This window comes from Rhizobium sp. 01N424 (assembly GCF_056399485.1).
In genome coordinates this window covers 558,681-578,834 of record NZ_JBFTRK010000002.1, presented here as the reverse complement: position 1 = coordinate 578,834, position 20,154 = coordinate 558,681, and the positions used below count along the sequence as shown (strand labels likewise).

General features: G+C 60.8%; 18 protein-coding genes. 8 read left to right on the top strand and 10 right to left on the bottom strand.

The window, feature by feature from the left end; genetic code table 11:
- Positions 1 to 58: 58 nt before the first annotated feature.
- From AC1DNK_RS08560 to AC1DNK_RS08545, 4 genes are all read left to right on the top strand, one after another.
- The gene (locus AC1DNK_RS08560; RefSeq protein ID WP_112515555.1) at positions 59 to 1,294 is read left to right on the top strand and encodes an ROK family transcriptional regulator; all 1,236 of its coding nucleotides are present in this window, start codon (positions 59 to 61) and stop codon (positions 1,292 to 1,294) included.
- 255 nt (positions 1,295 to 1,549) lie between these two features.
- Entirely contained in the window at positions 1,550 to 2,959 is a 1,410-nt protein-coding gene (locus AC1DNK_RS08555; RefSeq protein WP_112390234.1) for a circularly permuted type 2 ATP-grasp protein, read from the top strand.
- Positions 2,959 to 3,903 carry an alpha-E domain-containing protein gene (locus tag AC1DNK_RS08550; protein ID WP_112515558.1) on the top strand — a complete coding sequence of 315 codons (945 nt, stop codon included), beginning with the start codon at positions 2,959 to 2,961 and terminating at the stop codon, positions 3,901 to 3,903. Before AC1DNK_RS08555 ends, AC1DNK_RS08550 begins: the two co-directional genes overlap by 1 nt.
- 11 nt (positions 3,904 to 3,914) lie before the next feature.
- Positions 3,915 to 4,745 carry a transglutaminase family protein gene (locus tag AC1DNK_RS08545; RefSeq protein ID WP_477940469.1) on the top strand — a complete coding sequence of 277 codons (831 nt, stop codon included), beginning with the start codon at positions 3,915 to 3,917 and terminating at the stop codon, positions 4,743 to 4,745.
- Between the two features lie 15 nt (positions 4,746 to 4,760).
- Here AC1DNK_RS08545 and AC1DNK_RS08540 read toward each other — a convergent pair whose 3' ends face one another.
- The 8 genes from AC1DNK_RS08540 to chvE form a co-directional block, all read right to left on the bottom strand.
- Positions 4,761 to 5,171, bottom strand: a complete 411-nt coding sequence (locus AC1DNK_RS08540) for a type II toxin-antitoxin system VapC family toxin (RefSeq protein WP_477940468.1) — start codon at positions 5,169 to 5,171, stop codon at positions 4,761 to 4,763.
- The gene (locus tag AC1DNK_RS08535; protein ID WP_477940465.1) at positions 5,168 to 5,407 is read right to left on the bottom strand and encodes a type II toxin-antitoxin system Phd/YefM family antitoxin; all 240 of its coding nucleotides are present in this window, start codon (positions 5,405 to 5,407) and stop codon (positions 5,168 to 5,170) included. Before AC1DNK_RS08535 ends, AC1DNK_RS08540 begins: the two co-directional genes overlap by 4 nt.
- Before the next feature lie 111 nt (positions 5,408 to 5,518).
- The gene (gene araD / locus AC1DNK_RS08530) at positions 5,519 to 7,258 is read right to left on the bottom strand and encodes an L-arabinonate dehydratase (RefSeq protein ID WP_477940463.1); all 1,740 of its coding nucleotides are present in this window, start codon (positions 7,256 to 7,258) and stop codon (positions 5,519 to 5,521) included.
- Between the two features lie 60 nt (positions 7,259 to 7,318).
- Positions 7,319 to 8,752 (bottom strand): aldehyde dehydrogenase family protein, encoded by a 1,434-nt coding sequence (locus AC1DNK_RS08525; RefSeq protein ID WP_112537981.1) that lies wholly within the window; start codon positions 8,750 to 8,752, stop codon positions 7,319 to 7,321.
- A 69-nt stretch (positions 8,753 to 8,821) separates the two neighbouring features.
- A complete protein-coding gene (gene araD1 / locus AC1DNK_RS08520) occupies positions 8,822 to 9,817 on the bottom strand; it encodes an AraD1 family protein (protein ID WP_477940461.1) in 996 nt (331 codons plus the stop codon).
- Positions 9,818 to 9,936: 119 nt separating this feature from the next.
- A complete protein-coding gene (gene mmsB, locus AC1DNK_RS08515) occupies positions 9,937 to 11,148 on the bottom strand; it encodes a multiple monosaccharide ABC transporter permease (RefSeq protein ID WP_112390243.1) in 1,212 nt (403 codons plus the stop codon).
- Positions 11,145 to 12,683, bottom strand: a complete 1,539-nt coding sequence (mmsA, locus tag AC1DNK_RS08510) for a multiple monosaccharide ABC transporter ATP-binding protein (RefSeq protein ID WP_477940460.1) — start codon at positions 12,681 to 12,683, stop codon at positions 11,145 to 11,147. The genes mmsB and mmsA overlap by 4 nt, the downstream gene beginning before the upstream one ends.
- Before the next feature lie 96 nt (positions 12,684 to 12,779).
- On the bottom strand, positions 12,780 to 13,844 hold the full coding sequence (chvE, locus tag AC1DNK_RS08505; RefSeq protein ID WP_112390245.1) for a multiple monosaccharide ABC transporter substrate-binding protein: 1,065 nt from the start codon (positions 13,842 to 13,844) through the stop codon (positions 12,780 to 12,782).
- A gap of 273 nt (positions 13,845 to 14,117) precedes the next feature.
- Here chvE and AC1DNK_RS08500 point away from each other — a divergent pair, with 273 nt between their 5' ends.
- Positions 14,118 to 15,122, top strand: a complete 1,005-nt coding sequence (locus AC1DNK_RS08500) for a LysR family transcriptional regulator (protein WP_477940458.1) — start codon at positions 14,118 to 14,120, stop codon at positions 15,120 to 15,122.
- 60 nt (positions 15,123 to 15,182) lie between these two features.
- Positions 15,183 to 15,686, top strand: a complete 504-nt coding sequence (locus AC1DNK_RS08495) for a hypothetical protein (protein WP_477940456.1) — start codon at positions 15,183 to 15,185, stop codon at positions 15,684 to 15,686.
- Here the strand turns inward: AC1DNK_RS08495 and AC1DNK_RS08490 are convergent, their stop codons facing one another.
- The gene (locus AC1DNK_RS08490) at positions 15,687 to 15,932 is read right to left on the bottom strand and encodes an MFS transporter (protein ID WP_112516088.1); all 246 of its coding nucleotides are present in this window, start codon (positions 15,930 to 15,932) and stop codon (positions 15,687 to 15,689) included.
- Between the two features lie 154 nt (positions 15,933 to 16,086).
- On the opposite strand from AC1DNK_RS08490, the gene iolG reads away from it, so the two are divergent.
- Positions 16,087 to 17,079, top strand: coding sequence for an inositol 2-dehydrogenase (gene iolG, locus AC1DNK_RS08485; RefSeq protein ID WP_477940454.1), 993 nt, complete (start codon positions 16,087 to 16,089; stop codon positions 17,077 to 17,079).
- Between the two features lie 171 nt (positions 17,080 to 17,250).
- On the top strand, positions 17,251 to 18,141 hold the full coding sequence (locus AC1DNK_RS08480) for a DMT family transporter (RefSeq protein ID WP_310294155.1): 891 nt from the start codon (positions 17,251 to 17,253) through the stop codon (positions 18,139 to 18,141).
- Here the strand turns inward: AC1DNK_RS08480 and AC1DNK_RS08475 are convergent, their stop codons facing one another.
- On the bottom strand, positions 18,142 to 19,926 hold the full coding sequence (locus tag AC1DNK_RS08475) for a B12-binding domain-containing radical SAM protein (RefSeq protein WP_477940451.1): 1,785 nt from the start codon (positions 19,924 to 19,926) through the stop codon (positions 18,142 to 18,144). It abuts the gene before it with no gap.
- Positions 19,927 to 20,154: the final 228 nt, after the last annotated feature.

Genomic DNA, 20,154 nt, shown 5'->3' with positions numbered 1-20,154 from the left:
ATAAGTTGTTGGAGATGGCCTGTGAAACGAGGGCGGAAGCGGGGGGAAGGGCGGCTTTATGCTGACCAAATCGAGCACGGAGTCGGTCCGGCAAAGGAATAGCGGGCTGGTTCTCGCTGCCCTGCGCCGCCACGGCGCGCTCGCGCATACCGAGATATCCGACTTCACCAAGCTGTCTTCGGCGACCGTTTCGGCGATCACCGCCGATCTCGAGAAGTCGGAGATCATCGAGCGCTCCGAGCAGCAGGCGGCGAGCGGCCGCGGGCGGCCGCGCGTGCTGTTCAGGCCGCGGCGCGACTGCGGCTATCTGATCGTCGTCATCATTTCATCCGATGCCGTACAGTTCTCGCTGGTCGATTACGCCGGCAAGCTGATCGACCGTTTCAGCGAGGGGCGCTCGCATGATCCGGCCGGGGCTGCGGTTTTTGCTGAAGCCATCAAGGAAGGTCTCGCCCGCATTCTCGAGCGGTCGCGGATTGCCCAGGAGCGGGTGCTCTTGATCTCGATCAGCAGCAAGGGGCTGGTCAATGCCGCCGAGCCGGTGCTGCTGTGGTCGCCTATCTTCGGCACCGACCAGATCGATTTCGAGACGCTGCTGCGGCCGGAGTGGCGGGCGCGGGTGATCCTCGACAACGAGACGCTGCTGGTTGCCGCTGCCCTTGGCGCGCATGAGGAGAATGTGAAAGGGGCGGATTTCCGTTCGCTCGCGGCTCTCTCCCTCGGCCACAGCATCGGCCTCGGCATCGTCCGGCGCGGAGCCGATGGCGGGCAGGAAATCTCGGCGCCGAATTTCGGCCATATGCTGCATCTGGCGAATGGCGGGCTCTGCCGCTGCGGGTCCAAGGGCTGTATCGAGGCGCATGCCGGCTTCTACGCCATCCTGCGCACCGCCTTCGAAGTGCCGCTCGATACCATTCCCGCCAAATTCGTGCCGGTCGGCGAGCTCGACAAGATTGCCGCCCGCGCCCGTCAGGGCCACCGCATGTCGGCCTTTGCCTTCCGGCAGGCCGGACTGGCGCTCGGCAATGGCCTGTCAAGGATGCTCAGCCTCACCGAGCGCATGCCGGTGGCGATCACCGGGCCCGGGACACGCTACTACGATCTGTTGCGGCAGGGCATCGAGGAGGGGCTGGGGCAATCGCATGTGGTGCGCATGGAGGGCATGCCCGAACTGCGCGTCGTTGCCGACGAGACGAACCTGGTTTTCGAGGGGCATCTCGGCCGCGCGCTGGCGCTTCTCGACGAGGATATTCTGGGTGGCGTCAGCCAGGTGGGATTAGAGCGATCCGCCTAGCGCCGCCTTTGCCTTTCCTGTTGCTGCCGAGAATTGAATCGGGTTCTCGACCGTAAAATCATCAATTGCTTATATTTTGTGCCGGTAGTGGCGATTGAAACTTTCGAGCATCACGCCATCCTTCTCTAAATGCCCAGTTTTTCGGCGCTTTTCGGGGTTTCAGACGATTTTACGAATCTTGCCCGCGAACTGAGCATGGTTCTTGCATTGCCATTTGCGTTGTATTCAAATGAACAAAAAAGGGGAGCCACACCTTTGGCATTTGATGAAATGATTACCGGGGACGAAAGTCCGCGTCAGCCATATGAGAAATACTTCGAGTGGTACAATGCCCAGGACAGGGCGCATCTGATTGCCAAATCCCGCGATGCGGAAAACATCTTCCGGAAAACCGGCATCACCTTCGCAGTCTACGGACATGCAGACTCCTCCGAAAAGCTCATCCCCTTCGACATCATCCCCCGCATCATCTCAGGAAGAGAGTGGCGCAAGCTCGCTCAGGGCATCGAGCAGCGCGTCATCGCGCTGAATGCCTTCCTCGACGATATCTATCACAAGCAGGAGATTATCCGGGCAGGGCGCATTCCGCGCGAGCTGATCGAGAACAACGTCACCTTCCTGCCCGAGATGATCGGCTTCCGGCCGCCGGGCGGCGTCTACACGCATATCGTCGGTACCGACATCGTTCGCACCGGCGAAGACCAGTTCTACGTGCTCGAGGACAATGCTCGTACGCCTTCCGGTGTCAGCTACATGCTGGAGAACCGGGAAACGATGATGCAGATGTTCCCGGAGCTGTTCCACGAAAACAAGGTGCAGCGCGTCGAGGACTATCCCTATCTGCTGCGCCAGAGCCTGGCATCGCTGGCGCCTCCCGGCTGCAAGGGCAGGCCGCGTGTAGCCGTGCTGACGCCCGGTATCTACAACTCGGCCTATTACGAGCACTCGTTCCTGGCCGATACGATGGGCGTCGAGCTCGTCGAGGGGTCGGACCTGCGCGTCATCGACGGCAAGGTGAAGATGCGCACGACGCGCGGCTACGAGGCGATCGACGTTCTCTACCGCCGCGTCGATGACGACTTCCTCGATCCGCTGACTTTCCGCAGCGATTCCGCGCTCGGCATTCCCGGCATCATGGATGTCTACCGCTCCGGCAACATCACCATCGCCAACGCGCCGGGCACCGGCATCTGCGACGACAAGGCGATCTATTCCTACATGCCGGAGATCGTCGAGTTCTATACCGGGCGCAAGTCGATCCTCGAGAACGTGCCGACCTGGCGCTGTTCGGAACCGTCGAGCCTGAAATATGTGCTCGAACATATCGAGGAGCTCGTCATCAAGGAGGTTCACGGCTCCGGTGGCTACGGCATGCTGGTCGGTCCGACCGCTTCGAAGAAGGAGCGCGCGGATTTCGCCGAGAAGCTGAAGGCGCGACCGAACAACTATATTGCGCAGCCGACGCTGTCGCTGTCGACGGTACCGATCCTGGTGAACAAGGGGATTGCACCGCGCCATGTCGACCTGCGTCCCTATGTGCTGGTTTCCGACAAGGTACAGATCATTCCGGGCGGGCTGACCCGCGTGGCGCTGAAGCAGGGTTCGCTGGTGGTCAATTCCAGCCAGGGCGGCGGCACCAAAGACACCTGGGTACTGGAGGACTGATGCTCGGAAGAACTGCAAACGGCCTCTACTGGATGTTCCGTTACATCGAGCGCGCCGAAAATATCGCGCGTCTCGTCGATGCCGGCCTGCGCATGTCGCTGACGCGTAGCGGGACGGGTGATGACAATTGGGACGGCGTGCTGCAAAGCGCGGGCGTTCGCGAGGCCTATGACGAGGGCCATACGAAGCTGACGAGCGCCGATGCGATCGATTACCTGCTGCGCGATCTCTCCAATCCGTCGAGCGTCATGGCCTGCATCGACAGCGGCCGTAACAATGCCCGGATGGTGCGCACGGCGCTGACGCGCGAGACCTGGGAAGCGACCAACGAATGCTGGATCGAGCTGAAAACGCTGCTTTCTAAGCGGCTGAAGGCGGCGGAGCTGCCTGAAGTCATCGATGTCATCAAGCGGCGGGCAGGGCTGATCCGCGGGGCGTTCCACGGCTCGATGCTGCGCAACGAGCTCTACAACTTCGCTCGCATCGGCACCTTCATCGAGCGCGCCGACAACACGGCGCGCATTCTCGACGTGAAATATTACGTGCTGCTGCCGTCGGTTTCGCAGGTGGGGTCGTCCGTCGATAACGTGCAGTGGGAATCGATCCTGCGCTCGGTCTCGGCGCACCGCTCCTACAGCTGGGCCTATGACGACGAATACCGGGCGGCGAATATCGCCGACTTCCTGATCCTCAACGGGCAGATGCCGCGGTCGCTTGCCTATTGCTACGAGAAGGTCGTCAGCAATCTTGGCTATATCTCGCGCAGCTACGGCGGCGAGCGGCTGAGGGCGCATGATACCGCGGATGCTATCCGCGCTTCGCTGCATTCGCGGGCGATCAAGGACGTGATCGATCAGGGGCTGCACGAATTCCTCGAGGAGTTCGTCAACCGCAACAATTCGCTCAGCGTCGAGATCACCAACGGCTACCGGTTTTATGTTTAGGCGGTGAAGAGATGAGACTGAAGATTAGCCACGTCACCGAATACCGCTATGACGAACCGGCGCAATTCTCGTTGCAGCGGCTGCGGCTGACACCGCCGAGCGGTTTCGGACAGGTGGTCGTCAACTGGTCGCTCAATGTCGAGGGCGCGACCCCCGAGGTCGAGTATGACGACCAGTTCGGCAATCACGTCAATCTGGTGTCGCTGGAGGGTGCGCAGAAGGTGACGCGGATCGTTGCCGAAGGCGAGGTCGAGACCGATGACCGCAACGGCGTCACCGGTCCGCATACCGGCTTCTGCCCGCTCTGGCTGTTTCTGCGCGATACGCCGCGCACCAAGCCCGGTAAGCTGATCAAGGAGCTGATCAAGGGCGTCAGCGGCGACAACGAATTGGCCCGCATGCACGCCCTGATGGCGGCGATCCACGAGGCCGTCGAGTACAAGCCGGGCACCAGCGACAGCGAAACCACCGCCGAGCAGGCGATGGAGCGAAAGAGCGGCGTCTGCCAGGACCACGCCCACATCTTCGTTTCGGCCGCCCGCGCGCTCAAAGTGCCTGCACGCTACGTCTCCGGCTATCTGATGATGGAGGAGAAGGTCGAGCAGGCGGCAACGCATGCCTGGGGCGAGGCCCATATCCCAGGCCTCGGCTGGGTCGGTTTCGATCCGGCAAACGAGATCTGCCCCGACGCCCGCTACGTCCGCACCGCGTCCGGCCTCTGCTACCGCGATGCCGCACCTGTCTCCGGCATGCGTATCGGCATGCCGGGCGAGACGCTGACGGTTACGGTGAAGGTGGAAGATAAGGCGCAGGGGCAAAGCCAGAGCCAGAGCCAGAGCTGACGGGCCGACCGTTATTCAGCCCGCTGAAATCGTGTCGACATGCCCGAGCTCGCCATATTCCAGTATAGCCTGGTCGGCCGTGACCAGCGGAATGCGGTGAAATCTGGCGGTTGCGACGATGATACGGTCGGCCGGGTCAGCGTGAAACTCGCCGGGCAGGCGGGTGCTATCGATGGCGATTTGAGGTAGGATCGGAGCGAGCTCGATGGCGGGAAGCGCAAGCGCCTCATCGATCCATTGCGCTACGTCGCTGCTGAGCGTGAGGCGGCCTTTCTGGACCAGCATCGCGATTTCCCAAGGGGTGATCGCGGACACAAGGACGCGGCCGCTCTTTGCGCTTTTGTCGAGCGCTTCGCGGGAGCGGGCGCCAAGGCGCGCGTCATCATTCATTGCCCATACCAGGATATGCGTATCGAGCAATATCAACGAGCTGCGTCCCAATCGTTCGCATCGAGTGCCGGTGAGAAAGGATCGTCATAGTGTTGGACGCTGCCTTTCAGTGCGCCGATAATACTGTCCGGGGTTTGATCATTTAATGGCGACAGCAGAGCGACGGGCTTGCCGCGCTTGGTAATGACAACGGCCTCGCCGTCCTCTCCCATCGTATCGATAAGATTGAGACAAGTCGCCTTGAAGGCCGCCGCACCGATTGTCTTTGTCATGACTATATTCCTGTACAGGTTTCTATCAATATAGTCAGAAAGAACCCTGTCTTCAACAAAAACAAAAAAGGCGGCCCGAAGGCCGCCTTTCGCATTTGATACTCGCACCGCTCAGTGGCTGTCCTTGCCGACAGCACTGCCGCGACATCCCTTGAGGAAGTCGAGGTCGGCGCCGGTGTCGGCGCCCTCAACGTGCTGCTGGTGCAGCCAGGCGTAGCCCGAGGTCGGCAGGTCGTGCTGCGGCTCCCATTCGGCCAGGCGCTTTGCCAGTTCCTCTTCGGAAATGTCGAGGTGCAGGCGGCGGTTCGGGACGTCGAGCTCGATGAAGTCGCCGTTCTTGACGACCGCCAGCGGGCCGCCGACGGCGGCTTCCGGCGAGGTGTGCAGAACGACGGTACCGTAGGCGGTGCCGGACATGCGGGCGTCGGAGATGCGCACCATGTCGGTGATGCCCTTCTTGAGCACCTTCGGCGGCAGACCCATGTTGCCGACTTCGGCCATGCCCGGATAGCCCTTCGGACCACAGTTCTTCATGACCATGACGCAGGTCTCGTCGATGTCGAGATTGTCGTCGTTGATCTTCGCCTTGTAGTCGTCGATATCTTCGAAGACGACGGCGCGGCCGCGGTGGACCATCAGGTGCGGGGAGGCGGCGGATGGCTTCAGCACGGCGCCCTTCGGCGCCAGGTTGCCGCGTACGACGACGATGCCGCCGGACTGCGTCAGCGCCTTTTCAGCCGGCAGGATGACGTCTTCGTTCCAGTTGACGACGTCCTTGACCTCATCCCACATGCTTTCGCCGGAGACGGTCAGCGCATCCTTGTGGAGGAGACCGGCTTCGCCAAGGCGCTTCAGCACGACGGGCAGGCCGCCGGCATAGAAGAACTCTTCCATCAGGTATTTGCCCGACGGCATCAGGTTGACGATCGTCGGCACGTCGCGGCCACAGCGATCCCAGTCGTCGAGTGTCAGGTCGATGCCGACGCGGCCGGCCATGGCAAGCAGGTGGATGACGGCATTGGTCGAGCCGCCGATGGCCGCGTTGGTGCGGATGGCGTTTTCGAAGGCCTGCTTGGTCATGATGTCGGAGGGCTTCAGGTCGTCCTTGACCATCTGCACGATGCGGCGGCCGGTCAGCTGCGCCATCACCTTGCGGCGGCTATCGACGCCGGGGATCGCTGCATTGCCCGAGAGAGCCATGCCGAGGGCTTCGGCCATCGACGCCATGGTCGAGGCGGTGCCCATGGTGTTGCAGGTGCCCGACGAACGGCTCATCGAGGCTTCTGCCTCGAGGAACTCGGCCTGCGTCATCTCGCCGGCCTTCACCATTTCGGAGAATTTCCAGAGATGCGTGCCGGAGCCGACGCGTTCGCCGCGGAAATAGCCGTTCAGCATCGGACCGCCGGTGACGACGATCGACGGCAGGTCGACGGAGGCAGCACCCATGATCAGCGACGGCGTGGTCTTGTCGCAGCCGACGAGCAGCACGCAGCCATCCATCGGCTGGCCGCGGATCGCTTCCTCGACCGCGAGAGCGGCAAGGTTGCGGTACATCATCGCTGTTGGGCGGAAGGTGTTTTCGGAGGCCGAGAACACCGGCACTTCCATCGGGAAGCCGCCGGCTTCCCAGACGCCGGCCTTCACCTTTTCGGCGAGCTCGCGCAGATGGCCGTTGCACGGCGTCATGTCCGACCAGGTGTTGAGGATGCCGATGACAGGGCGTCCGTCGAACAGGTCGTGGGGATGTCCCTGGTTCTTCATCCAGCCGCGGTGATAGATGACGTCACGGCTGGTGCCGCCGTACCATTCCTGCGACCGAAGCTTGCGCGGCCATTCCGCTTTCTTGAACATAGTCTCTGTCCTTCAAGGGCGCCGGACCGCCTCGCACGGCCCGGAACGCCAATGGATGTCTTAGGCCAGCGTGTAGCTGGTCTTGACGGTTGTGTAGAATTCGGCGGCGTACTTGCCCTGCTCGCGCGGGCCGTAGGAAGAGCCCTTGCGGCCGCCGAACGGGACGTGGAAATCGACGCCTGCGGTCGGCAGGTTGACCATCACCATGCCGGCTTCGGCATTGCGCTTGAAATGCGTCGCATGCTTGAGGCTGGTGGTGGCGATGCCCGACGAGAGGCCGAAGGGCGTGTCGTTGGCGGTGGCCAGTGCTTCTTCGTAATCCTTGACGCGGATGACGGAGACGACAGGTCCGAAGATCTCTTCGCGTGAGATACGCATCTGGTTGGTCGCTTCGGTGAAGAGCGTCGGCTGCAGATAGAAGCCGGGCGTTTCGCGGGTGATGGTTTCGCCGCCGAAGGCGAGCTTGGCGCCTTCCTTCTTGCCGATCTCGATGTAATCGGTGTCGGTCTTCAGCTGGCGCTCATCGACGACGGGGCCGATATGGGTGCCGGGCTTCAGAGCGTTGTCGACGACGATGGTCTTCAGCTTTTCCGTCAGTGCGGCAACGAACTTGTCGTGGATGCCTTCGGTGACGATCAGGCGCGACGAGGCGGTGCAGCGCTGACCGGTCGAGAAGAAGCCGGAATTGGCAGCCGCTTCGACGGCAACCGTCAGGTCGGCATCGTCGAGAACGACCATCGGGTTCTTGCCGCCCATTTCCAGCTGGAACTTGCGGTTATGCTCGATGGAGGCGGCAGCGACGCGCTTGCCGGTGCCAGTGGAGCCGGTGAAGGTGATGCCGGAAACATCAGGGCTGTCGAGCATGACCTGACCGACGACCGAGCCCTTGCCCATGACGAGGTTGAGGACGCCCTTCGGCAGGCCTGCGCGGTGCAGGATATCGACGATCGCCCAGGAGCAGCCCGGAACGAGTTCGGCCGGCTTGAAGACGATTGTGTTGCCGTAGCAAAGCGCTGGGGCGATCTTCCAGGCCGGGATGGCGATCGGGAAGTTCCAGGGCGTGATGATGCCGATGACGCCGAGCGGGTCACGGGTGATCTCGACGCCGATATTCGGACGCACCGAGGGAACGATCTCGCCGGCAAGGCGCAGCACTTCGCCTGCGAAGAATTCGAAGATCTGCGAGGCGCGGATCGTCTCGCCGATGGCTTCCGGAAGGGTCTTGCCTTCTTCGCGGGCGAGCAGCGCACCGAGCTCGTCCTTGCGGGCCATGATCTCGTCGCCGGTCTTCTTCAGGATGACGTGGCGTTCCCAGATGCCGGAGCGCGACCAGGCCGGGAAGGCGGCCTTGGCGGCGGCAATGGCGTTCTTGGTGTCTTCGGCGGAGCCATCAGCGTAAAGGCCGACGACTTCGTTGGTGTCGGACGGATTGATGTTCTTCGTCGCATTGGTGCCGACCCATTCGCCGGCGATCAGGTTCTGATAAATGGTCATGGGCTCGCGAGCCTCCTTTATCTTTTATGAAAAATGACCCGGCCGTAGCGGCAGCCGGGTCATGGGAAATTAGAGCTGCTTGACGACGATTTCTTCTTCGGCGTCGATTTTCAACGGGTTCCTCAGCGGCAGGCCGAATTCGGCGACCTCGATTTCGAAGACGTCGCCGGCTTCCGGCTTGATGCCGTCGGCAAAGGACAGCGTCGCCGTGCCGAACATGTGGACGTGAACGTCGCCCGGTACGCGGAACAGGCCGTATTTGAAGTGATGGTATTCAAGGTTCGCAAAGGTGTGCGACATGTTCGCTTCACCCGACAGGAACGGCTTTTCGAAGATCACCTTGTCGCCGCGCTTGATGCGCGAGGTGCCGCGGATATCCTCAGGGGCAACGCCGATGCGGATTTCCGGGCCGAAGCTTGCCGGACGCAGCTTGGAATGGGCGAGGTAGAGGTAGTTGATCCGCTCGGTGACGTGGTCGGAAAATTCGTTCGACAGCGCAAAGCCGATGCGGAACGGGCTGCCGTCTGCCGAGATGACGTAGATGCCGGCCATTTCGGGCTCTTCGCCGCCATCGAGCGCGAAGGAGGGGGAGACGAGGGGAGCGCCCGGTGCCGCAGCGCCGTAGCCGTTGCCCTTGTAGAACCACTCGGGCTGCACGCCCTTTTCGCCTGCTTTCGGCTTGCCGTTCTCGATGCCCATCTTGAACATCTTCATCGAGTCCGTGAGGGTTTCCTCGGCGGCTTCGCTGGTCTTCTTGTGCATGCTGTCGCGGGTTGCGGCCGAGCCCAGATGCGTCAGGCCGGTGCCGGTCAGATGCAGGTGGGCGGCGTCGGGATGGGTGATCGGCGGCAGGAAGCTGCCATCCGCATACGCCTTCTCCAGATCAACGGCATCGCCGAAGCCATGCGCCTCGATGACCGAGACGAGGGACTTGCCGACGTTTGCCGCTTCCATCGCCAGCGCATAGACGCTGCTTGCATTCTTGACTGCTTTCGCGGCACCGCCCGGCTCGCGCACGGCGACGATGATCTCTCCGTTCGAACCCTTGATCTGCGAAATGAGCACGGTCTTCATCCTCTTTGGGTAGCTGCGGATAATGCTCCGCCCGTCCGGCTCCCTGGGGAGCCGGAACTATTCGTTTTCATGACTGCGAATGCGAATGCATGGAGCCGGCGCCGGAGCGCTCAGCCCTTATTCTTGTTGTAGACGTCGAAGAAGACGGCGGCCAAAAGGACTGCGCCCTTGACCATCTGCTGGGAGTCCGTGCCGAGGCCGTGGATCGACATGCCGTTGTTCATGATGCCCATGATGAGAGCACCGATCACAGCGCCGGTCACCTTGCCGACGCCGCCCTGGGCGGATGCACCGCCGATGAAGCAGGCCGCGATGACGTCAAGCTCCAGGCCGAAACCGCCCTTTGCCGTTGCCGAGTTGAGGCGCAGCGCAACGATGAGACCGGCGAGACCGGCAAGCAGGCCCATGTTCGCAAAGGTGAGGAACGTCAGCCGCTCGGTGTTGATACCGGACAGCTTCGTTGCCTTCTCGTTGCCGCCCATGGCGTAGATGCGGCGGCCGATCGTCGTGCGGCGGGTAATGAAGGCGTAAGCAGTGATCAGCACAAGCATGATCACGAGCACGTTCGGAAAGCCCTTGTAGATCGACAGCTGATAGCCGAGCGCCAGGATGGCGAGAGCGATGACACCGTTCTGTGCAAGGAAGAAGCCGAGCGGCTCGACGTCGTTGCCATGCTTCTCGTTCGACTTGCGCTGGCGCCAGGCCAGGTAGACGAGGGTAACGGCGCCGACGACGGTCAGGATGAGCGACGTCGAATTAATGCCGCCCATGTCGAAGAGGTTCGGCAAAAAGCCGATGCTGATCAGCTGGAAGGCGGGCGGGAACGGACCGATGCTGGTGCCGGTTCCGGCACCTGTCATCACGGTCAGCGTCAGGCCGCGGAAGACCAGCATGCCCGCAAGCGTCACGATGAAGGACGGGATCTTGTGATAGGCGACGAAATAGCCCTGCAGGCCGCCAACCAGCGCACCCACGGCCAGACAAATAACGGCTGCGAGCACATAATTCATATGCCACTCGACCGTCATGACGGCGGCGATGGCGCCGATGAAACCGACGACGGAGCCAACCGAAAGATCGATATGGCCGGCAACGATCACCAGCAGCATGCCCAGCGCCATGACGACGATGAAGGAATTCTGCAGGATGATGTTGGTCAGGTTGAGCGGGCGGAAGAGAACGCCGCCGGTCGAGATCTGGAAGAACACCATGATCGCGATGAGCGCGATGAACATGCCGTACTCGCGGATGTTACCGCGAACAAATTCGCCGATGGAGACGACACGCCCTTGTTCGGTGATTGGTTGATTGATCGGCGTCATTGTTTCTTATCTCCTGAACGCATGATGGCGCGCATGATGGTTTCCTGGCTCGCTTCCCCTTTCGGCAGTTCCGCAACGATCCGTCCTTCATTCATGACGTAGATGCGGTCGCACGTACCAAGGAGCTCCGGCATTTCCGATGAAATCATCAGAACGCCTTTGCCGTCAGCCGCGAGCTGGTTGATGATAGTATAGATTTCATATTTAGCGCCAACATCAATGCCGCGCGTTGGTTCGTCCAGGATCAAAACATCGGGATCCGAGAACAGCCATTTCGACAGAACCACCTTCTGCTGGTTGCCGCCGGACAGGTTGACCGCTTCCTGGAAGATACTGGAAGAACGAATGCGCAGCTTCGAGCGATAGTCCGACGCGACCCGTGTTTCCTTGACGCTGTCGATGACCGTGGCGTTCGACACCGCCGCCAGATTGGCGAGCGTGGTGTTGTGAACGATCGTCTCGCCCAGAACGAGGCCGAGATGCTTGCGGTCTTCGGTCACATAGGCAAGACCGGCGTCGATCGCCTTGCGCACCGTCGTCGTATCGACCTTCTTGCCATCGACGAGGACGTCACCGGTGATCTTGTGACCATAGGTCTTGCCGAACACGCTCATGGCGAATTCGGTACGGCCGGCACCCATCAGGCCGGCGATGCCGACGACCTCGCCCTTGCGGACATGGACGTTGATGTCGTGCAGAACCTGGCGGTCGCGATGCTGCTGATGGAAGGCGTTCCAGTTCTTGACCTCGAAGATCGTCTCGCCGATCGGCACAGAGCGCGGCGGATAACGGTCGGCCAGATCGCGGCCCACCATGTTCTTGATGATGATGTCTTCGCTGATTTCGTCCGCATGACAGTCGAGCGTCTTCACGGTCATGCCGTCGCGCAGGACCGTGATCTGGTCGGCGACCTTGCGGATCTCGTTCAGCTTGTGCGAGATGATAATCGAAGTGATGCCCTGCTTGCGGAATTCCATCAGCAAGGTGAGCAATGCGTCGGAATCGCTTTCGTTCAGGGATGCCGTCGGCTCGTCGAGGATGAGCAGCTTGACGCTCTTCGACAATGCCTTGGCGATCTCGACGAGCTGCTGCTTGCCGACGCCGATGTCGGTTACGAGCGTATTCGGAGATTCCGCCAGGCCGACCTTGGCCAGCAATTTCTTGGTGCGATTGAACGTTTCGCCCCAGCTGATGACGCCGTTCGTGGCGTTTTCGTTGCCGAGGAAGATGTTTTCCCCGATCGAAAGCTGCGGTACCAGGGCAAGTTCCTGGTGGATGATGACGATGCCGATTTCTTCGGAATCTTTCAGGACCTTGAAGTTGCGGACGTCGCCTTCGTAGACGATGTCGCCTTCATAGCTTCCTGCTGGATAAACGCCGGAGAGCACTTTCATCAGGGTCGATTTGCCGGCCCCGTTTTCGCCCACCAATGCGTGGATTTCACCTTGGCGAACCTTGAGGTTCACATTCTCGAGCGCTTTCACACCCGGGAACGTCTTGGTGATGTTCCGCATTTCGAGGATTAAATTGTCCATTACTTTAAAACCCAACGCCGCGACCGAAAATGATCTGGCGATCATAGAATCGAAGACCGGAACCCGCAATTGCGCAGGTTCCGGCCATTCATAATATTACTTCAGCTGGTCTTCTTTGTAATAACCGCCATCAACGAGAACTGCCTTGTAGTTCTCCTTGGTGACAGCAACCGGCTTCAGCAGGTAGGACGGAACGACCTTGACGCCGTTGTCGTAGGTCTTGGTGTCGTTCACTTCCGGCTCCTTGCCGGACATGACGGCATCAACCATGGCAACGGTTACCTTGGCGAGATCGCGGGTATCCTTGAAGATCGAGGAATACTGTTCGCCAGCGATGATCGACTTGATCGACGGGATTTCCGAGTCCTGGCCGGTGACGACCGGCAGCGGCTGTGCAGCCGTACCGTAGCCGACGCCCTTCAGCGACGAGATGATGCCGATCGACAGGCCGTCGTAAGGCGACAGAACAGCGTCAACCTTTGCGTCGGTGTAGTTAGCCGAGAGCAGGTTGTCCATGCGAGCCTGGGCCGTTGCCGGGTCCCAACGCAGCGTGCCAACCTTGTCCATGCCGGTCTGGCCGGACTTTACGACGAGCTTGCCGCTGTCGATGTAAGGCTGAAGAACCGACATTGCGCCGTCATAGAAGAAGAAGGCGTTGTTGTCATCAGGCGAACCGCCGAAGAGTTCGATGTTGAACGGGCCCTTGCCGTCCTTGAGGCCGAGCTTGTCGACGATCGTGCCAGCCTGGAGAACGCCAACCTGGAAGTTGTCGAACGTTGCATAGTAGTCAACGTTGCCGGAGTCGCGGATCAGGCGGTCATAAGCGATGACCTTGATGCCGGCGTCATGAGCCTTCTGGAGAACGTCCGAAAGGGTCGTGCCGTCGATAGAAGCAACAACGAGAACCTTGGCACCCTTGGTGACCATGTTTTCGATCTGCGAAAGCTGGTTCGGAATGTCGTCGTCAGCGTACTGGAGGTCGGTCTGGTAACCGGCGTCCGTGAGTTGCTTGACGATGTTGTTGCCGTCGTCGATCCAGCGAGCCGAAGCTTTGGTCGGCATTGCGATGCCAACGAGGCCCTTGTCAGCTGCCATTGCAGGCACAACGAACGAAGCGACGCCGAAGGCAGCCGCAGCCATCAATGAGATAATGGATTTCATTTCTCTCTCCCTTGTTAATAGATCGGCGGACGAAAAATCGCCCACCACGAAACTGTGGCAGGTTCCGTAGATCGGATAGTTACTTCAGATGGTGAGAAACGAAGTAGGTCTCCTCCACGATCTCACACGTGTTGAGTGCCAACCAGCACACGGCGGCAAACTCGTACGGAATCCTATAACTGTCAAATAGAATAAGTGGTAAAGTGCATAACAAATTTGGTATATCGTTAAAAAGTATTACTTTTAATGGAAGGCGGAGGGGAGGCCGCAACCATGCCGATTGTTTCCGAGCCGCTTTCGCTGGATCACGTCGATATCCACAGCGATAATTTTGCCGACGATGCCTTTCTGCGTGCGGGTTTAAAGCTGAATCACCTGCGTATGATCGTCGCAATCGAAGATAGCGGCCAGATTTCCGCTGCGGCGGAGACGCTCGCCATCTCGCAGCCCGCCGCATCGCGGATGCTGTCCGAAATGGAATCAATCCTGAAGACCGCGCTCTACGAGAGGGTGGCACGCGGCGTGGTACTGACGACCTTCGGAGAAGCACTCGCCAGACGTGCACGCAAGATCCTGCTGGAGCTGCGCGAGGCGGGCCGGGAGATCGCCGAACTGAAGAGCGGGAAGGGCGGTTCGGTGTTCATCGGCGCGGTCACCGCGCCGGCCATGAGCCTCGTCGTTCCCGCCATCGACAAGGTGCGAAAGAGCTTCCCGGGGATCGAGGTCAACATCCAGGTGGAGACCAGCAACGTGCTGGCGCGCGAGCTCCTGGCGGCACGGCACGACTTCATCATCAGCCGCATCCCTGACGATCTCAATCCGCGGCTTTTCGAGGTGCGCGAAATCGGCATCGAGAAGGCCTGCCTGATCGTGCGCAGCGGCCATCCGCTGTTGCAGGGCGGCCCGAGCAGCCTGTCCGACCTCAGCGACTATGACTGGGTGTTCCAGCCACCGGGCACGCTGCTGCGCCGGACGGTCGAGGACATCTTCCTGGGGGCGGGCGTTCCGGTGCCTGGAAATATCGTCAACACCTCGTCGCTGCTTCTGACCTGCGCCATCGTCTGCAAGACGGATGCGATCGCGCCGGTGGCGATCGACGTCGCGCAGTTCCTGGCGAGCCAGAATTCGCAGGCCGCTGACGTGCGCATCCTGCCGACCGAATTCGAGATCAACGTGAAGCCTTACAGCCTGATCACGGCGCGAGAGCGGGCGCTGCCGCCGAGCGCGCGGCTGCTTTACGACCTGATCCTCGAGGAAGCGATGGCGCTGTCTCCATAGCCGCAAGCCCGGCGCCATGTTGGGGCGCGAGACTGCGCCCCTTCGAAACGGGAAGGCGACATGCTGTTCGGACAATCGGTGTTCCAGTCGGTTCTGGAGCGCCTGAAGGCGGAAGAGGGCGAGGACGACGACGAGGCTGGCGATCAGCCCGCGGCGTATCGCGTTCGCGGCTTCGCGACCGGCCTTGCCTTTGATGTGATGGAAGGGGTGTCGGCAGCGGGGACGCAGAAGCCCGGCCAGGCCTATTTCGACAATCTCGAATTCGAAGCGCCACCACCGGCGCAGGAAACGCTTGTGGCCGAGCCCGAGCCTGAACCCGCACCGGAGCCTGAGCCGGAACCCGTCATGCCCGAACATCTGGTGCGCACGGCGCCGGCCGACATTGCGGCGGAGCTTGCGATCTCATCGGCTGATACCATCTCGTCGCTCGGCGAGAAACGCCGCAACTTTGCCAAGGCCAATCATCCCGATCGCGTCCTGCCGCAGTTCCGCGAGAACGCGACGCGGCGCATGACCTTGGCGAATCTTCTGATCGACGAAGCGGTGCGCCGCCTCAGCCGCTGATCACTCTGGATCCTTGTCTTCGGCGACGGGCTCCGCGGCTTCCGTCTTCTCTTCCGCTGGCGGCTGCGGCTTGAAGGTCCAGAACAGCATATAGAAGGCGTAGATGCCCGCGGCACCCGACAGCACGCCCCAGAAGGGATCGCCGCCGAAAAACTCCACACCCGCCCAGCCAAGGCAGACTGCAACGATGAGCGCACGTACCCAGACGTTGCGATAGGCGGGATGGGTTGGATCAATCAGCTGCATAAGTTCCCCGGTCATATTTCCATCACTTGTCTTTAGGATGGATTTCACAAATGTGAAAGGGTGGCGGGCTTGACGGCTCGCGTCAAAAATGGAATGAAAATTCCAGAAATATTGCAATTCGGTCCATTTGTTCCGAATTCTCAGGGAGGTTCTCATGACTGTCAGATTTGCTCTTCTCGGTGCCGGCCGTATCGGCAAGGTGCATGCCAAGGCCGTAAGCGGCGATGCGAATGCCAAGCTCGTCGCCGTCGCCGATGCATTTCCGCAGGCGGCAGACGCCATCGCATCGGCCTATGGCTGCGAAGTGCGCACGATCGAGGCGATCGAGGCCGCCAAGGATATCGATGCCGTCGTCATCTGCACGCCGACCGATACGCATGCCGATCTGATCGAGCGCTTCGCGCGCGCCGGCAAGGCGATCTTCTGCGAAAAGCCGATCGATCTCGATGTCGACCGCGTCCGGGCCTGCATGAAGGTCGTGGAAGAGAACAAGGGCAAGCTGATGGTTGGCTTCAACCGCCGCTTCGACCCGCATTTCATGGCAGTGCGCAAGACGATCGACGATGGCCGCATCGGCGATGTCGAGATGGTGACGATCACCTCGCGTGATCCCGGCGCGCCGCCGGTCGACTACATCAAGCGTTCGGGCGGCATCTTCCGCGACATGACCATCCATGACTTCGACATGGCGCGCTTCCTGCTCGGCGAAGAGCCGGTCTCGGTCTTCGCAACGGCTGCCGTTCTCGTCGACAAGGCGATCGGCGAAGCAGGCGATTACGACAGCGTTTCGGTTCTGTTGCAGACGAAATCCGGCAAGCAGGCGATGATCTCCAACTCGCGCCGCGCCACCTATGGCTACGACCAGCGCATCGAAGTGCATGGTTCGAAGGGCATGGTCGCTGCCGAAAACCAGCGCCCTGTTTCCATCGAGGTCGCCAATGGCGACGGCTATACCCGCCCGCCGCTGCACGACTTCTTCATGACGCGCTACACCGAAGCCTATGCCAACGAGATCGCCAGCTTCATCGCTTCGATCGAAAAGGGCAGCAAGATCGCGCCTTCGGGCGCCGATGGTCTCGCAGCGCTGGCGCTTGCCGATGCCGCGGTCCAGTCGGTCAAGGAAGGCAAGCTCATCAAGATCGGCTGACGGCCTTCTCCTGACCGGAAGCTGACCATGAGATGGCCGGGCAATCGCTCGGCCATTTCGGTTTATGGGCATCAGCCGGATTTGAATTTAGCATCAACGTTTCGCCTTTGACGCAGCGGGGCGGGGAGGCTATCAGCCGGGGATATTCTTGCTCTTGCCCCGAGCCGCATCATGACCCTCGACCGCTTCGCTCCCGCCATCTTCGTGCTTCTCTGGTCGACCGGCTGGGTCGTGGCGAAATATGCGGCGATGCATTCGGAGCCGTTCACGTTTCTTGTCATGCGCTACACGCTGTCGGCGCTCGCCTTTCTGGCGCTCTGTCTGGTGCTAAAAGCGAAGTGGCCCGACCGCGCGACCATCTGGCGGGCGATCTATTCCGGATTTTTCCTGCACGGCTTTTATCTTGCCGCCATATGGTGGGCGATCGCGAATGGCGTACCGGCCGGCATCTCTGGCGTGATTGCCGCCATGCAGCCGCTGCTGACGGCGATGGCCGCACCCTTCCTGATCGGTGAGCGTCTGCAGCCGGCGCAGAAGCTCGGCCTGGCGCTTGGTTTCCTCGGCATCATCATTGCCGTGTCGCCCAAGATTCTGGAACCGGCGACCGCCGATCTTATGCATGCGGCGGTGCCGCTGACGATCAACCTGATCGGCATGGCCTCGGTCACCTACGGCACGATCTATCAGAAGAAGCATCTTCACAGCGGCGACCTGAAGACCATCGCGACACTGCAATATCTCGGCGCGCTCATCATCACAGTGCCGCTGGCGCTCGCCTTCGAAAGCCTGCATTTCGACGGCACCGCCGAAGCCTTCGCGGCGCTGGCCTGGTCTGTCTTCGGTCTGTCGATGGGCGGCATTGGCCTGTTGCTCTATCTGATCCGCCGCGGTCAGGTGTCGCGCGCCGCGTCACTGATCTACTTGATGCCGCCGACGGTGGCGATCGAGGCCTTTATTGCCTTCGGCGAGCCACTGACATTGCCGCTCATCCTCGGGACTGTCGTTGTTGTCACTGGTGTCTATCTCACCAATCGAAAGAGCGTGCAGACGATCGAGGCCTGATCACTCGGCGGCCGGAGCCGCGTGGGTGAGCTTTGCGATCTTGCGGACGTGGGTGACGGCGGCCGTGCCGCCCGAGGTCTTTGTGAAGAGCTCGAGACGCTCTTCCTCGTTGTCCTCGACCGGCGTCAGCGCCTGGTCCATGTAGGTCTTCGAGGCCGGATTCCTTGCGATCTTGAAGGCGGCATAACTCATCTTTGCGATCACACCGGCAAGCTTCATATGCTTGCTGAAAGTTTCCCAGGCAAAACGCGGCCAGAAAAGCAGCGGATGGACCGGTTTCAGGCCGGGTCGCAGTTCCGAGGGATGCTTCAGGCGCAGCAACCCGCTCTGCAACGGGTGGACGTTTTCGAGCGGGACCGTGGTGGCGAAAGAGACGAGGACCTTGACGAGGCTGACGAGCGGCACACCTGTTGCTACCGCGCGGCGCAGCAGCGTCTTTACATGTTCGGGGGAATAATAGAGCGACCATGCCTCGCGGTAGACGGTTTCCCACTCCTCCCGGCTCATCTTGTCATGGGCGGTGCAGACATGCTCGACGTCGTAGGTGTTGAGGTCACTATCCATCTCGACGCCCTTGCGCCATAGCGTCTGATGGTCCTCTGAACCCGGCAGGGGTGTCAGCACGAAGAACTCGATGACATCGAGTGGCAGTTCGTGCTGGATGATCTGGATGTCGCGGCGGATGCTCTCGGGCGTATCGGCGGGGAAGCCCAGGATGTAGCCGGCCAGCGTCATGATGCCCTGTGCCTTCCAGGCGAGCAGCATCTTGCGGTATTCGGTGATCTTGTTCTGGTTCTTCTTGGCGGCTGTCAGATTGTCGGGGTTGACGTTTTCAAGGCCGATGAAGACGCGGGTGACGCCGGCGCGCTTCGATTTCTCGATGAAGTTCGGGATCTTGTGGCAGAGCGTATCGACCTGGATCATCAGGCCGAGCGGAATGCCGTCCTTCTCCCTCAGTTCGATCAGCCGGTCGAAGATCGCTTCCCAATCGCGGTTGCGGGCGAAGTTGTCGTCGGTGATGAAGAACTTGTGGATGCCCTGCGCCCAGTTCATCCGGACGAGCTTCTCGATATCGTCGGCCGAGCGGAAACGCGACTTGCGGCCCTGAACGTTGATGATCGTGCAGAAGGAACACTGATAGGGACAGCCGCGCCCTGCATCGAAGCTGCTGGAGAGGCCAAGCGTGTGCTGGATGTTTTCCTTGCGCAGGAAGGGCACGGGCGTGCCGCCGATGCCGGGCAGATCGTTCATGAAATTGTAGACGGGTTCCAGCTGGCCATAGGCTGCGTCCTGCAGCACCTTGTCGAGGCGCCCTTCGGCTTCACCGGCAAACATCGAGATGCCCATCTCGCGGCAGGCGTCGAGTTCCACGGCCTTGCCGTCGAGCATCGACAGACAGCCGGAGACATGGAACCCGCCCATCGACACAGGAATGCCGGCAGCCCGGAAGGGGCGGGCGATATCGAGGGCGCGGGGATACTGGTTGGACTGCACGCCGATGAGACCGACCATGCCGAAATTGCCGTTGCGGGCAAGCAGCGACAGGAGTTCCGGAATATTGACGCGGGTGTTGGTCTCGTCGATCACCTTGATATCGATGCCGACACCGGGGCCGAGCACTTCGCGTTCGGCGCAGTCGGCGGCGATGCCGTAAAGCGCGGCCAGCGAATTGGAGGGGATCATCGCCCGCCACCAGCGGATCACGTAACCGTCGTCGTCATAATGCGACGGTTTGATCAGGATGAACTGGAAGCGGCGCGCGCTCGATCTCGAAGGCAATGACACTGGCTATCTCACTTAATCCAATGGACTTGAAAATAAACACAGTTAACGGCGCACGTTCCTGTCCGGAGCCTGCGCCCAACAATACTGCTTGGATGACGATCCCGGCGCCTCGCATGCAGATTGCAATGTCGTTTTTCACATGTGACCGGTTCACGGCGCTTCAAGGCCGCTTATCCGGATGTAAGCCGTCTCCTATGTTTTAAAACAAAAAGAGGCCGGAATATACCG